Annotated in this window: 15 protein-coding genes; 4 read left to right on the top strand and 11 right to left on the bottom strand. The window is 40.6% G+C overall.

Annotation, left to right across the window (positions count from 1 at the left end; genetic code table 11):
• Nucleotides 1-16: 16 nt before the first annotated feature.
• A complete protein-coding gene (locus tag H5154_RS21615; protein WP_145242384.1) occupies nucleotides 17-958 on the bottom strand; it encodes an alpha/beta fold hydrolase in 942 nt (313 codons plus the stop codon).
• Between the two features lie 123 nt (nucleotides 959-1081).
• Complete coding sequence (locus H5154_RS21610) at nucleotides 1082-1987, bottom strand: hypothetical protein (RefSeq protein WP_182719575.1); 906 nt, start codon at nucleotides 1985-1987, stop codon at nucleotides 1082-1084.
• A 220-nt stretch (nucleotides 1988-2207) separates the two neighbouring features.
• On the opposite strand from H5154_RS21610, the gene H5154_RS21605 reads away from it, so the two are divergent.
• Nucleotides 2208-2885: a hypothetical protein gene (locus H5154_RS21605; protein WP_182719574.1), complete on the top strand. Its 678-nt coding sequence runs from the start codon at nucleotides 2208-2210 to the stop codon at nucleotides 2883-2885.
• 32 nt (nucleotides 2886-2917) lie between these two features.
• Here the strand turns inward: H5154_RS21605 and H5154_RS21600 are convergent, their stop codons facing one another.
• From H5154_RS21600 to H5154_RS21590, 3 genes are read right to left on the bottom strand one after another with little or no spacing between them, the layout of a single operon-like run.
• Nucleotides 2918-4111 carry a dipeptidase gene (locus tag H5154_RS21600; protein ID WP_145242390.1) on the bottom strand — a complete coding sequence of 398 codons (1194 nt, stop codon included), beginning with the start codon at nucleotides 4109-4111 and terminating at the stop codon, nucleotides 2918-2920.
• Between the two features lie 59 nt (nucleotides 4112-4170).
• A complete protein-coding gene (locus tag H5154_RS21595; RefSeq protein WP_145242392.1) occupies nucleotides 4171-4416 on the bottom strand; it encodes a YheU family protein in 246 nt (81 codons plus the stop codon).
• A complete protein-coding gene (locus H5154_RS21590; protein WP_145242394.1) occupies nucleotides 4413-5393 on the bottom strand; it encodes a hydrolase in 981 nt (326 codons plus the stop codon). Before H5154_RS21590 ends, H5154_RS21595 begins: the two co-directional genes overlap by 4 nt.
• A gap of 552 nt (nucleotides 5394-5945) precedes the next feature.
• Here H5154_RS21590 and H5154_RS21585 point away from each other — a divergent pair.
• Nucleotides 5946-6317, top strand: a complete 372-nt coding sequence (locus H5154_RS21585) for a hypothetical protein (RefSeq protein ID WP_220493437.1) — start codon at nucleotides 5946-5948, stop codon at nucleotides 6315-6317.
• Between the two features lie 234 nt (nucleotides 6318-6551).
• Here the strand turns inward: H5154_RS21585 and H5154_RS21580 are convergent, their stop codons facing one another.
• Together H5154_RS21580 and H5154_RS21575 are read right to left on the bottom strand one after the other, a co-directional pair.
• Nucleotides 6552-6974 (bottom strand): TIGR02444 family protein, encoded by a 423-nt coding sequence (locus H5154_RS21580; protein ID WP_182719572.1) that lies wholly within the window; start codon nucleotides 6972-6974, stop codon nucleotides 6552-6554.
• The gene (locus H5154_RS21575) at nucleotides 6961-8883 is read right to left on the bottom strand and encodes an ATP-binding cassette domain-containing protein (RefSeq protein ID WP_182719571.1); all 1923 of its coding nucleotides are present in this window, start codon (nucleotides 8881-8883) and stop codon (nucleotides 6961-6963) included. Before H5154_RS21575 ends, H5154_RS21580 begins: the two co-directional genes overlap by 14 nt.
• 143 nt (nucleotides 8884-9026) lie before the next feature.
• On the opposite strand from H5154_RS21575, the gene H5154_RS21570 reads away from it, so the two are divergent.
• Nucleotides 9027-9230: a YheV family putative zinc ribbon protein gene (locus tag H5154_RS21570; RefSeq protein WP_029216159.1), complete on the top strand. Its 204-nt coding sequence runs from the start codon at nucleotides 9027-9029 to the stop codon at nucleotides 9228-9230.
• A 13-nt stretch (nucleotides 9231-9243) separates the two neighbouring features.
• On the opposite strand, the gene H5154_RS21565 is transcribed toward H5154_RS21570, so the two are convergent.
• Both H5154_RS21565 and H5154_RS21560 read right to left on the bottom strand, forming a co-directional pair.
• Nucleotides 9244-9459: a SlyX family protein gene (locus H5154_RS21565; protein ID WP_182719570.1), complete on the bottom strand. Its 216-nt coding sequence runs from the start codon at nucleotides 9457-9459 to the stop codon at nucleotides 9244-9246.
• A complete protein-coding gene (locus H5154_RS21560; protein ID WP_182719569.1) occupies nucleotides 9446-10444 on the bottom strand; it encodes a WD40 repeat domain-containing protein in 999 nt (332 codons plus the stop codon). The genes H5154_RS21565 and H5154_RS21560 overlap by 14 nt, the downstream gene beginning before the upstream one ends.
• A gap of 202 nt (nucleotides 10445-10646) precedes the next feature.
• Between H5154_RS21560 and fkpA the strand changes: the two genes are divergently transcribed.
• Nucleotides 10647-11399 (top strand): FKBP-type peptidyl-prolyl cis-trans isomerase, encoded by a 753-nt coding sequence (fkpA, locus tag H5154_RS21555; protein ID WP_145242404.1) that lies wholly within the window; start codon nucleotides 10647-10649, stop codon nucleotides 11397-11399.
• Between the two features lie 56 nt (nucleotides 11400-11455).
• Here fkpA and H5154_RS21550 read toward each other — a convergent pair whose 3' ends face one another.
• A complete protein-coding gene (locus H5154_RS21550) occupies nucleotides 11456-12505 on the bottom strand; it encodes an LD-carboxypeptidase (protein ID WP_145242406.1) in 1050 nt (349 codons plus the stop codon).
• A 177-nt stretch (nucleotides 12506-12682) separates the two neighbouring features.
• Nucleotides 12683-13150, bottom strand: coding sequence for a sigma D regulator (gene rsd, locus H5154_RS21545; protein ID WP_145242408.1), 468 nt, complete (start codon nucleotides 13148-13150; stop codon nucleotides 12683-12685).
• Nucleotides 13151-13409: the final 259 nt, after the last annotated feature.

Genomic DNA, 13409 nt, shown 5'->3' with positions numbered 1-13409 from the left:
GCTTACCGCTTACCGCTTACCGCTTACCGCTTACCGCTTTTTTTAACTTTTTCTGCGCGCGCTTTTGTTCTGCTTTCTTAACGTGTTTGCTGATCCACTTGGTCATTTTTACCATTAATGCTGGCGGGAAGTCATGGCCCATACCGTTTACTATCTTTAATTTAGCCTTCCTGATTTGGGCTGCGGTTTGCTTTCCAGCGGCTATTGGCATGACAGGGTCTAAACTGCCATGTATGACGAGGGTTGGGGCTTTTATTTTCGGCATTAAATGTTGCCGGCAATCACTGGCAGTAATAGCGGCAAGTTGTCGGTTAAAGCCTTGCGGGTTGTGTGCTCTATCCACTCCTAGGGTAGCTTGTTTACGCAAAGCTAGTTCATCTTGTGGATAGGCTGGGCTGCCAATTAATTGATTTAGCCTTATATTATAATGTATAGCACCATCACGACTGGCTTGGGCGCGACGATGTTTTGCAAGCTGTAAAAATAGCTTTAAATTAGACGCCGATAGCTTAGGTTTACTCGAACTTGACATAATTGAGGTTAAGCTCAAGACCTTTTTTTTATATTTAGCTGCGATAATTTGCGCAATCATGCCGCCCATAGATGCACCGACTAAATGCGCTTTTTTGATTTTTAATTCGGCCATTAATTCTAATACATCATTTGCCATATCATCTAAGGTGTATGGGATGCGGGATTTAATAGGTAACCGTTTATTTAGCCATATTTTGAATAGGTTAGGGCTACCAAATTGTTCAAGTTGGCTTGAAAGACCAGTATCGCGGTTATCAAAACGAATGACTCTAAACCCTTTAGCTACTAAGCCTAAATATAATTCATCAGGCCATACTGTTAGCTGCGCTCCAAGGCCCATAATCATAATGATGACAGGCGCTGATTTCTTTCCTTTATCTTGATAGCTAATTGTAATGCCACTTTTAATTTTAATCGTGCGCATATTACGTTATGTCGATAGCTTATTTAGCGACTTATGCAAAACAGTATAGTTAAAACTCAGTAATCCTTCATGAGTAGAAATATGAATTTTTTATATCAGAATGAGAGCCGTTTTTTAATACGTTTAACCTTCAGCATGTTTTCGCAGTTCTGCTAGCATGCTTTCATTGCCAATCATTTCATCAAGTACAGAGCGGACATTATCATCACTAGTGTGCTGGTAAAGTGATAAAATATGCTGGGCAATTTGTTGGCTATTGCCATCTTCTGAGCTTTGCGATTGATAGTATTGCGATATCAAGCCTTGCCCCGCTAAACGGCGAATATAATCGTTAGACTCATGCTGCAGTAGTGAAGTAAAGCGCTCAGTCAGGCGTTGATCGAGTACGGGTGCTTGAGTTATGACTTCAATGGCTTGGATTTTGAATTTCTCATCATCACTATTAGCGGCCAGCTCTAAAATATTATCGACTACCGCAAAGTCATACTCAGGTATTTTTGATTTATTCAAAATATACATATTCATTTGTAGTTGAGTTAGGGCTGCGAGTCTATCGATGTCTGTGGCATTTGGGTCGAGTATTTGCTCTCGTAATTGTGTGGTTATTTTTTTCGCATAGTCAGAGTCTGACTTTATGCGTAGTTCATAGTCTTGTGGTAAGTCGGCATAAAAACCGTAAAGTGGGTTGCTTTCACGCATTTCATCTATTTCTTGCTGTTCTTTTTCCGTCAGTACAGCAAGCACTAACTCCTTAAAGTCATCGTTATTATATTCTTGATCTATAGAAGTATTTTTTATTTTCAGGCTAGTCACTTGTCGCTGTAAAGATATTATTTTGTTATGCAATTGGGTAACTGAAAGTTCGTTGCCGTCATTATTCAGTGGCATATTAGTAACAATGATCGATGACTGTTCAGTGCTACTTTTGTCGTTAGGTAAACTCACTGATTTGAAAAATGTACCGTAACACGAGATCACAAGTGCGGCTGAGGCAAGCGCTATTGCGACTGATCCTTTACTAATAGGCATGTGGTGGAGGCTCCATATTTGAAAAGGCGTAATTTACCGCTTTTGGGGCTATAAGTCTGTTAAAAGATGTAGAAAGTTAAGTGTGCTTCAGCGTATTATAATTTATTCGCTAAGTATGATTGATAACGAAGATTAATTTTATTTTTAATTAAGCAAGGAGACTCTTCTCTTTGCAAACATCATGTTGTTTGGTCGTTGTATACAGCACGGAAAAGGAAATATGAATATATTTAAGTGGTTTTTTATTGCGTTGTTTTTGCTCCTATCGGGGTGCGCAACAAAGCAAGAAAAGGTTAAAAAAGACAGTGTCAAAAAAGCAACCCTCAGCATCGCAGAAAATCGCAAACCGCTTGGTAAAGTTGGTGTGATTACGCTGATTGGTGATAACTTACTTTGTACGCATACAGGGGTTACGGTATTCAGCAATGAACGGCAGTTGTATGCGCTCCCTACGGGTTTAAATGAGCTACTAACGCAGCGGATAATTGCGCGCTTTGCTGGTTTTGATACCGCACTAGTGCCGTTAAATAAGCAATCTATGTCGATCATTAATACTGATGTAGGCGTCTCGCGATGGAGCAACATTGAGTTTAATAATCAACAAAATGTAGACACGGTTTTGATTTTCAGTGGCGCGTTTAAATATAGATCTAAAGACGGTTATTATAAAGATGAAAATGCGCTTCATACCTATGCTGAGTTTTTTGTATATGATGTGTCTTCAGGTGATTTACTAGCTGAGTCAACGCATTACCAGTACAACTTGTTTGACGCGTTTAGCTGTACACAAAGCACATTTGCGACAACAGGAGCGATGTATGAGTTGATTAAAATGGCAGGGTCCACGTCTCAAGAGAAATTGATAAATGAGATTTTTCAGCCATCAAAGAGTAATTAGGCCCTGAACCTCAGGACCTAATTATTTATCAATTAATGTTTTTTTGCATACTGTTCGGCTTGTTGCCATACGCGCAGCACATTGCCACTGAGGATTTTTTTGATATCTTTGTCACTGTAACCACGATCCATTAATCCTTGCACTAGATTCGGGTAGCTAGATACATCTTTTAAGCCTACTGGCAGTGAATCGCCAACACCATCGTAGTCAGAGCCGATGCCAACATAATCGATACCAATTAGCTCAACAACGTGATCGATATGCTCAAGTACTTGCTCAAGACTCGCAAATGGATACGGGTTTTTAGCACGATACGCGGCATCAAAATCTTGACTTAATTTAGTGCCTTCTTTTTTTGCCGACTCTTTTTTACTCTTTAACTGCTTGCCCCAATCACCTGCTTTAGCGGTTACAAAGCTTGAACCAAAGTTTATTTGAATAACCCCGCCGTTCTTTTTCAGCGCTAGTAGCATATCGTCATCCATATTACGCTCAAAACCAGGCGTATATTTGCGCAGTGATGAGTGTGAGGCAATAACCGGTGTTTTAGATAGCTCCATTACTTGATAAAACGCATCATCTGAAATATGTGAAACATCAATCAGCATGCCAATATTGTTCATCTCAGTAACCAGTTTTTTACCAAATGGGCTTAGACCTTTCCATTTACGGCGAATATCATAAGATGAATCTGAAATATGGTTGCTTTGTGAATGAGCAAGGGTGATATAGCGTACACCACGATCAAAAAAGTGCTGTAGGTTTGCCATGTCACCTTCAATTGGTGAGCCGTTTTCCATCCCCATTGCTATCGACATTTTGCCTTGTTTGAACTGCTTTTTAATATCATTCGTTGAATCGGCAATAGCAAATTTGTCAGGGGCGCGCTGGGCAATTGCTTCCATACTATCAATGAGTTGATTTGCTAGCTGAAAGCTTTTACCTTTCCCTTCAAACTCCAAATGCGCAGGAATATAAATCGACATAAATGGCGCATTTAAGCCACCTTTAACTGCGCGTGGGTAGTCAAAATCACCGTCATCAGTGGCTTTAGTAACATCAGCCCATTTAGCATGAATACGGTACGGCACATCGATATGAGTATCGATTAAAATAGTGTCTTTGGTGAGTTTAATTGCTTTAGCTGATGCGCTAATGTCTGCACCTTGCACTTGGCTTGATAAAGCAAGTGCAACGGCAATAACTACTGAGCTTAGTTTTATCATTTTTAATGGCTCTTTTAGTAAAAAAGCCATTGTCTATTTTTACAACTAGGGTTACAAGTTTACTCGTTAAATTGTGTTTCACTTTGCAGTGCTTTAAATTCACCTTTAGAAATAATAGTAACTGATTCGTGCAGTTCTGAAAAAAACACCATGGCATCGCCATTTTGTAGTTGTTGTTTTACTTGCGCCACTTTACTTTCAATACTGAATTCTTGCTCACCGTAATCGGTGCCTTCACGTAGCACATAACTTTCAATTAAATTGTATAGAGTGTCTTTATCTAGTTGCTCATGGGGAATGATCATAGCTGCTCTTTTTTGACGATTTGGGTGAAGAAATCTGGCACTACATGCTCTAACCAATAAATCGGTTTAAATGGATTTTTTCCACTTATAAAGCCAACATGGCCGCCTTTTTCTGAGACTTGCAGCGTAACATGCTCACTAACATCTTGCCTACTGGGTACAGCTTTAATTGACAGCATTGGGTCGTCTTTCGCATGAACAATTAATGTGGGTGTTGTAATGTGTTTTAAATAAGGCTTAGCGCTGGCTTGTTGATAGTAATCTTCAGCACCAATAAAACCATGTAAAGGAGCTGTCAGTTTATCGTCAAACTGCCATAAATCATCAATTTCCATTAGCTGATCTGGTGTTAAATCAATCTGTTTTGTGATTTGCGGTAATTTACGCTGCATCGATTTTTTCATGCGATCGAGTAAATACTTTTGATAAATCTTAGCCAAACTTTTACGAATAACTTGGCATGATGGCGACAAATCATAAGGAGCTGAAACAACCGCCGCGCCATCAAGTAAACATTGTTCGCCTTGTTCACCTAAGTATTTGGCCAGTACGTTACCGCCGAGTGAAAAGCCAACTGCAACCATCAAGCGATCTGGAAACTGCTGCTTAAGTTGTTTTATAAAAAAATCGAGATCGCCGGTTTCGCCACTATGATATGCACGGGGTAGGCGGTTAACTTCAGTAGAACAGTTACGAAAATGCATTAAAACAACACTAAACCCCTGCTTTTTGAGGGCTTTCATCATGCCTTTTGCATAAAAGCTATTGATATTACCTTCCAGGCCATGCAATACAATTGCCAGCGGCGCGTTATCGTTTTTGGGTTGTGACCAAGCGAGCTCTAAAAAATCGCCGTCGGGAGTATCAAGCTGCTCTAATTGGTAGCGAGTATTATGAAAAGGCCGAAAAAACCGTGGCATAATGGTTTGCACATGGCGATTAGTCATCCACCAAGCTGGCTTGAAATCTGTAGACATAAGTTAAAACATGTTTAGCTAATAGAATCGCTAGTGTAACAAACTTTTAATAATAAAAAGCCCCTAATCAAATAACTTGATAGGGGCTTTGTGCGTCGTGCTTAATTCTGATTGGGTGTTTTGTCGTCATGTACTTTTTTGATAAAAAAGTACACAAAGAAAAGGCATAAACTGATCACTACTCCCAGAAAACCAAATGATAAAAATAGTACTGGGTCACTAAAAAAGTCTCTGAAGAATACGTCCATAAATGCCTCCTAATGTCTATGGATTAATGATAGAGACAGTTTGACTAGGTTGTTATGATCCAGATCAAGCTATTTTCCTAAGTTGATTAGCAGTGATACAGAAGTTGATTTGGATCAAATCAGTTAGCGAGTTTGCAAGGAGAAAGGTTAAAGTGGCAAAGCTCTAGGGAGCTTGCGGGTCATTATTAATGAAAAAACTGGAAAGCTACCAGTCTTTGCATTTTTATTTTAAACTGTATTGGTTATAAAAACTGTAATACAGGGGGAGATCTTGAGGGTTACGCGGATAGTTAAATACACTTTAGTGATGGCATTTTTTTATGTAATTTTAGGTTTCTTAACATCACAAGTTATCAATATGGTTGCGAGACTAACCTTTGAAGACTTTTTCGTAATCCAGTTAATCCCCTCAGCTTTCTTATCCATATTCATGTATGGGGTTATGGCTTACAGAAGTTCAAGCCATAATTGGCAATATGCATTTGCAGTTTATGTGTTGGGGTTTTTATTTAGCACTGCGATCACTTCGTTTATTTTGCAAGAGTTGTTTATCCCGCCAACTTTAGCTTTTGAGCTACCTATTTTACTTTTAAGTACAGTTATAGGAACATTAATAGGTATCAGGTTGAGAACCAAAAATAACAACAAGCCTACAGCCGCCGAATTCAAGCGCTAATACACGACCTACAAATGCGCTAGTATATTTTACTGGCTTTTCTTTAAAGCGTAGCGCCTCGAAACCCTCATTGTGGATAAATTACTTTAAAATTTTGTACAAAAAAAGACAGTGAGACAGATAAAAATATATTCGCAGCTAAAGCTGGCTCCTACAGGTATGAATATCCGTGGGCAATGGTTTTAGACATGATTGCCCTAACTATACCCCAAACACAAGTTCGCACCGAGCTGCTTATAGCTTAAGCAAATACAACCTAATATTATTCGGCTCCGGATGCGTAGCTAATCTAAATTTATTTACCGCATCTATCAACATCTCTTGCTGTTGCTTTTCTAGCTTTAACTCGGCGCTGAGTAGGTCTTTACGAATTGCAGCATAATCTGCAATCTCGGTGTGGTTGGTTTTTAAATAGCCGCGGGCGGCACGCAGTGGTTGTAATACCTGCTGATCAAATTCACTAATACATTGCTCAAGTTTGTTTAACTGAGTTTGGCTAATTGCTAGATTGAGAGAGTCTAAATAATACAGTAGCAGGCACAGGTTAACGTTTTTACCTTGCTGGTTTTGGTAATCTAACAGGCGTGCTTGCATGTCACCTTCGCTATAAAGCTGACATGCAAATTGCCAAAAGTCGTTGCTGTTAAGCAAGTTCATTGGCAAACGCCTGTTCTTTTTGTTCCATCTCCTCAAGGGCCATTAATAGCTCCTCTTCGATGTCATTTACTTTCGGTGTTAATGTCGCTTGTTTAGCTAGTAATTCTTTGAGTTTTGCTTTGTTGTCATCGTTATAAAGCTCGTTATCGCCAAGTGCTTGTTCGATTTCAGCTAATTCGGCTGAGTGTTTATCAAGTTGCTTTTCAAGCTTTTCGATGTGCTTTTTAAGTGGTTGTGTGGCTTTTCTAAACTCTGCTTCTAGGCGTTTTTGCTCTTTACGGTTAACGCTTGAATTTGCTTTTGGTTCATTGTCATCTTGAGTGGTTTTTGCCGCTTCTTTATTAGCGTTAAGTAGCCATTGATAGTATTCGTCTAAGTCGTAGCCAAACTGGGTTACTTCACCGTTATCCACTAAGTAATATTCGTCGGCGGTATTTTTTAGCATGTGACGGTCATGGGAAACGGTAACCATCGCGCCTTCAAACCCTTGCAACGCCATAACTAAAGCATGACGCATTTCTAAATCAAGGTGGTTGGTTGGCTCATCGAGCAGTAATAAGTTTGGTTTTTGATAGACCAACATTGCGAGTACTAATCGGGCTTTTTCACCCCCTGAAAACGGTGCTACGGGCTCAAGGGCTTTATCACCAATAAAGGCAAAACCACCTAAAAAGTCACGCAGTGATTGCTCGGTGGCTTTAGGATTTAAACGCTGCAAATGGGTAATCGCGCTGGCTTTTAAATCTAGCGATTCCAATTGATGCTGAGCAAAGTAACCTATGTTTAAGCCCTGATGTTGGAATACTTCGCCTGCTTGCGGTTGTAAGTCGCCAGACAATAATTTTATTAAGGTTGATTTACCTGCGCCGTTACGGCCAAGTAGGGCAATGCGACTACCAGGGACTAAGTTAAGTTTAATACTATTTAAGATTGTGACATCGCCATAGCCGGCTTGAGCTTTATCGAGTGTCATCAATGGGTTTGGTAGTGCGGTAGGCTCTGCAAATTCAAAGTCAAAGGGCGAGTCAGCATGAGCTGGTGCGAGCTTTTCCATACGTTCAAGCGCTTTAACGCGGCTTTGTGCTTGCTTGGCTTTACTGGCTTTGGCTTTAAAGCGGGTAATAAATTGCTCAAGGTGGGCAATTTGATCCTGTTGTTTTTCAAACATCGCTTGTTGTTGTAATAAACGCTCTGCTTTTTGACGTTCAAATTGCGAGTAGTTGCCTTTGTAAACATTGATCTTTTGCTTGTCGATATGCCAAATTTGGTCAACTACAGCATCGAGGAATTCACGGTCATGCGATATCAACACTAAAGTACCGGTGTAAGCGCGTAAAAAACGCTCCAGCCAGTACACCGCATCTAAATCCAAGTGGTTAGTTGGCTCATCCAGTAGCAGCAAGTCGGCATCACGGATCAGCGCTTGGGCAAGGTTTAAGCGCATTCGCCAACCACCGGAAAAATCACTAACGGGGTTTTCAATTTGGTTATTTGCAAACCCTAACCCGTGAAGTAACTCGCCGGCTTTGGCTTCTATGCTATAGCCTTTAATGTGCTCAAGTTGTATGTGCACTTTGGCTTGGGTATCGCCATCATCATTTTGTTCGGCTTTGCGCAGCGCAATACGCATGGCGTAATACTCAGGATGACCTTGTAATACATAATCAATTGCGCTGATATCTAGCGCTGGCGTTTCTTGTTTTACCGAGGCGATAGACCAGTCTTTAGGGATACTGCAATTACCTGCATCAAGCTGTAGTTCAGATTTCAATAAACTAAAGAGTGTTGATTTACCGCAGCCATTGGCGCCAACTAGGCCAACTTTGTGTTCTGGAAATAATGTAGCTGAGGCATCTTTAAGGAGTGCTTTACCGCCGCGAAGTAATTCAATTTCTGAGATCTGGATCATGTAGTCTGCGCTTTACTGTGCCTTTGTGAACTTGGCGCTATCATAGCACGGAAGCTGGACTATATTTCAATCGTCAGCGTATCAACTGGGTAGTTATTGGGTTAAAATGTAGCAAGTTTCTTTTCAAACTGTGGGAAAACGTAGTGAAACAGAAAAAACGATTTATTGCTGGGGCAACCTGTCCAGAGTGTAAAACCATGGATATGATGATGCTTTACAAAGAGCACGATGTAGAGAAAGTCGAATGCATGCAGTGCGGCCATAAAATGGCACAGCCAGAGCAGGCTGTTCAGGCATCAACACGCCAATTTGAACAAGTCATTGGCGTGTTTAAACCGGGCGATTAAGCGCCCGCAACCATCAATAGTGTGGCGGCGGAGGTTCTGGCGTGTCTGACATCATCATAGATGATGCTTGCGACTCTTTAATTTTTTCAGCCAGTAGCTCTGTTTGGCGCTTCATTTTTGCCAACAGCTGCTGGTGAACTTTTATTTCATCATTTAAAATTTCAATCGTTTCGTCTTGAAAAGCCACTTTGGCTTCAAGTTCTGTTAAGCGATGTTCAATTGTGTTCATTTTTTTCTCGTCTAGTAAAGCGCTCAGCGATCCCACTGGAGCTTTCGGTTAACAACGCAGTATCGTTGTCAGTAAAAGCGACATCAAGTACCACTGCTGATTTTGGTCTACTGCCTTCTCGCGGTGTTACATGCCAACTTTGAATTTGTTCACCACTGGATAATTGCCATAGGTCCACTAAGCGGTTAGGTGAGCCTGTTGCCAGCAAGGTGCCTGCTTCATTAAAGCGTACCGCAGTAAAAATTCTCTGGCGGGCAATATACTGCAGTTTACTAACAAGATCACCTGTTGTCAGCTGCCATACATGTGCTTGTGTCATACTGTCGGCGGTAAATGCATAGCGACCTTGCGGATCTAAGGTCACTTGGGTGACACGACTTGGATGGTTAAAGCGATGGATCACTTGTCCGGTACGAGTATCCCAAAAGTACGCCGCATAATCGTTGGAGCCACTGAGAGCAAAATTTCCGTTGGGCGATAAAGCAACTGCGTTAATTTTTTCTTGGTGACCAAGGAACTCAATGCGTCTACCGGTCTCTAAGTCGAGGTAAACAACAACGCCATCGCTACGACCGTACAAAACACTGCGGCCTTGGTTACTAATGGCGATATCACGAATAGTGGCGGTTTTTATTTTGTAGTAGCCGGTATTTTTGCCAGTGGCAATATCCCATACTGCAAAAGTGGTTTTTTCAGCGGTAACAGCGTGGCTGTTGTCATAAGCGATAGCCACGGTATGTACTAGGCTATCGGCGTCTTGTTGCTGAAACCATTGGTATTTTAGTACTTGCTGTTGATTATCCCATAGGGCGACCCCATGGTGTATAGATGAGATCAGGCTGTATTTGCCATCATGAGATATTGCGGAGGCGAACGCGCCTCTGGCTGCATGCTCATAGCTTGCAGTGGCTTGGTCTTTTTGTTCTGAGCAGGCAATCAGCAAGGTGCAGCACAGAAGATACAAAAAAGTACGAAATATCGACATATTACAGCTATTTCCCCTTAACTCTTAGTGATTGAGAGGTTAGACTAGGGCTCGTGAAGGCCTAGGTTGTTTATCTAATTAACGTGAAAGTGAGCGTATAGCCTACAATCAGAAATTAGATAAGTAGCCTACCATGGGCCGTTAACCTTTAACTAGTAATAATACAATAAATGACATCTGCAAAGTGTGTCGGAGATTTAAAATGAAAAAGACGATTAAATTGTCATTGATTGCAGCGTCAGTTTTAGCGCTAACAGCTTGTAATCAAGAAGCAAAACAAGAACAAGCACCTGTTAAACTTGAAACTGAAGTACAACAACAAGCATACGGTATTGGTGCATCTGTTGGTAACTTCTTAAATAAAGATTTAGCTGATAAAAAAGAGTTAGGCATTGAGCTTGACCAAGCACTATTAATTCGTGGTTTTGAAGATGCCCTTGCTGGCGACGCAAAAATTGACGAAGAGAAAATTCGTGAAGTATTAACGGCACTTGATACGTCAGTACGTACTAAGCAAGAGCAACATGCCAAAGTAGAAGCTGAAAAAAGCCAAGCTGAAGGTGAAAAATACCTAGCTGATAACGCTAAGAAAGAAGGCGTAACAGTAACTGAATCAGGCCTACAGTACGAAGTGATCACTCAAGGTGATGGTGAAATGCCAGTAGCAACTGACGTAGTTAAAGTACACTACAAAGGCACACTACTTGACGGTACTGAATTTGATAGTTCGTATGCTCGTAACGAACCAACGACTTTCCCACTTAACCGCGTAATCGCTGGTTGGACTGAAGGTTTACAACTTATGCCTGTAGGTTCTAAGTATAAGTTTACTATTCCAGCAGAACTAGCATACGGCGATCGTGACTTAGGTAAGATCCCAGCTAACTCAACACTTGTTTTTGAAGTTGAATTACTTGAAATTCAAAATGAAGAGCAAGCAGCAGCTGCAGAGTAATTATTTATTCTGTGCGAGAAGGGGGCTAATTAGCCCCTTTTTTTGTTGCTAAAATCTTAGCTGAAGGCGGTTTCTTTCATAGTCAACGTACCTGTATCAGCATTGAGTTCGATTTGCGTACCGACCGGTAATATGAACTGTCGTTTTATATGGCCAATCATCGCCCCTCGGTAGGCAGGGATAGCCAGCGGTTTTATATAATCTGCAAAAATTTCATCTAGCGTCAATGAGCCATAGCCATTTCCCGGGCTGCAATCGTTACAGTCACCAAATACAAACCCCGCTATTTTGTCCAGTGCACCCATTAGTTTTAAAGTGCTGAGCATGCGGTCAATCCGATAAGGTGCTTCATCAATGTCTTCTAAAAATAAAATAGCCCCGTCAAATTGTGGTAAATAAGTTGAGCCAGCCAGCGCTGTTAGTACAGTTAAATTACCGCCGATAAGTTGTCCAGTCGCTTTACCTGGTGTGATGGTTTGGGTGAGGTATTGGCTATTAACCAATTCATCCTCGGCTTTTGGCAAGTTGCTAAAGTGCATGCGGGTTTGTTGCTCAAACATTTGTTTAAATTGTTTAACATGAAATGGATTCCAATCACTAGAGGCGTTAGGTCCATGAAAACTAACAATACCGGCTTTAGCTAGTAACGCGTTATGAAGTGCGGTGATATCTGAGTAGCCCATCAGCGGTTTGGCGTTAGCACGGATCATGGCATAATCCAGTAGGGGTAAAATACGTGCCGCCCCAGAGCCACCTCGTAAGCAAAAAATAGCATCAACACTGCTGTCGTTAAACAGCGCATTAAGATCGTCTGCACGTTGTGTATCAGTGCCCGCAAGGTGGCCACGTCTAGCCATAATATTAGGTGCTAACTTAGCATTATAACCAAGCGCTTCAATTACTTGCTTAGCTAAAATAATGTCTTTTTGATTTGCTGTTGCTGCTGATGGGCTAGCTACACCAATTGTGCCTCTGCTTGGTAAGGCGTTCGGCTTTTTTAAACTTAGTGCAGTTTGACTTGATAGGTTAGCTGCTTGAGCGCTATTGCCTGCGAGTAACCCTGCACTGAGGAGTGATACAGATTTCAAAAATGTACGTTTATTCATGGCGAGCCTGTGTAGTTTTAATGCACAATAAGGCTATAATTACATCATTGAAATATAAATTTCAATTTCATGGGGTGTTATGGGAATATTAAATTTATAGATGGGCAAAGAAAAGACCTAAAGTAAACAGCAAACAAGGAGCTTAGCTCCTTGTAACGTAATAATTGTGTGTATTATCTAGGTGTGATTAGAATATAAATTATCAATCAACTCATCTTCTAACTCAAAACGCAGCTCAAGTGTTTCACCAAGTTTTGATAAGTCGTCATCAAAATCATTGAGTAAATCTTCTTTATCCACCTCTGCATATTTGTCATTAAAATCAAGTGCAATGTCAGTAGTTTGCGAAATTCTTGGATAAAGTTCATTGGCAAGCTGCTGGCTGTTAGGGCCTTTTTGCTCACATGCCTTGGCAATGTCGTCATACACTTCAAAGTGACCAGCAGATAAATAATCCATCAATAGTTGGCAAAAATTTTGGATCTGTAATTGGTCAGGTAAGGCATGGTCTTTTTTATCATACGGTGAAAAGCCAGCAATACGACAATATAAAACTAATAGCTCTTGGCGTTCTGAGAGCCATTTGTCGATCACGGTGTGGCTACCACCCCATTTTTGTTGAGCTTTTTCCAAACGCGTCAGCATTATCATTCTCCTTAGCTGGGTTGGTTTCTTCTATAACAATGAAATATGCCGCAAAGATCAACACATTTTTTTTATAATTTTGTAATAAAACAAGAACTATATGATATATAAACAGTTTTTTTAATAAAATACAAATCGTTTATATTGTTTCAGGCAAGAAAAAACCACCATAAAGGTGGTTAATTTCTTTTTCCATGACTTGTTTAAACAAGCTTTCTTATTGTTATTAGAAGATTTTTATTTTTATTGTTATGTAATT

Origin of the sequence: Pseudoalteromonas sp. SR44-5 (genome assembly GCF_014163675.1) — a bacterium.
GTDB lineage: Bacteria > Pseudomonadota > Gammaproteobacteria > Enterobacterales > Alteromonadaceae > Pseudoalteromonas > Pseudoalteromonas rhizosphaerae.
This window is presented reverse-complemented; position numbering and strand designations above follow the sequence as displayed.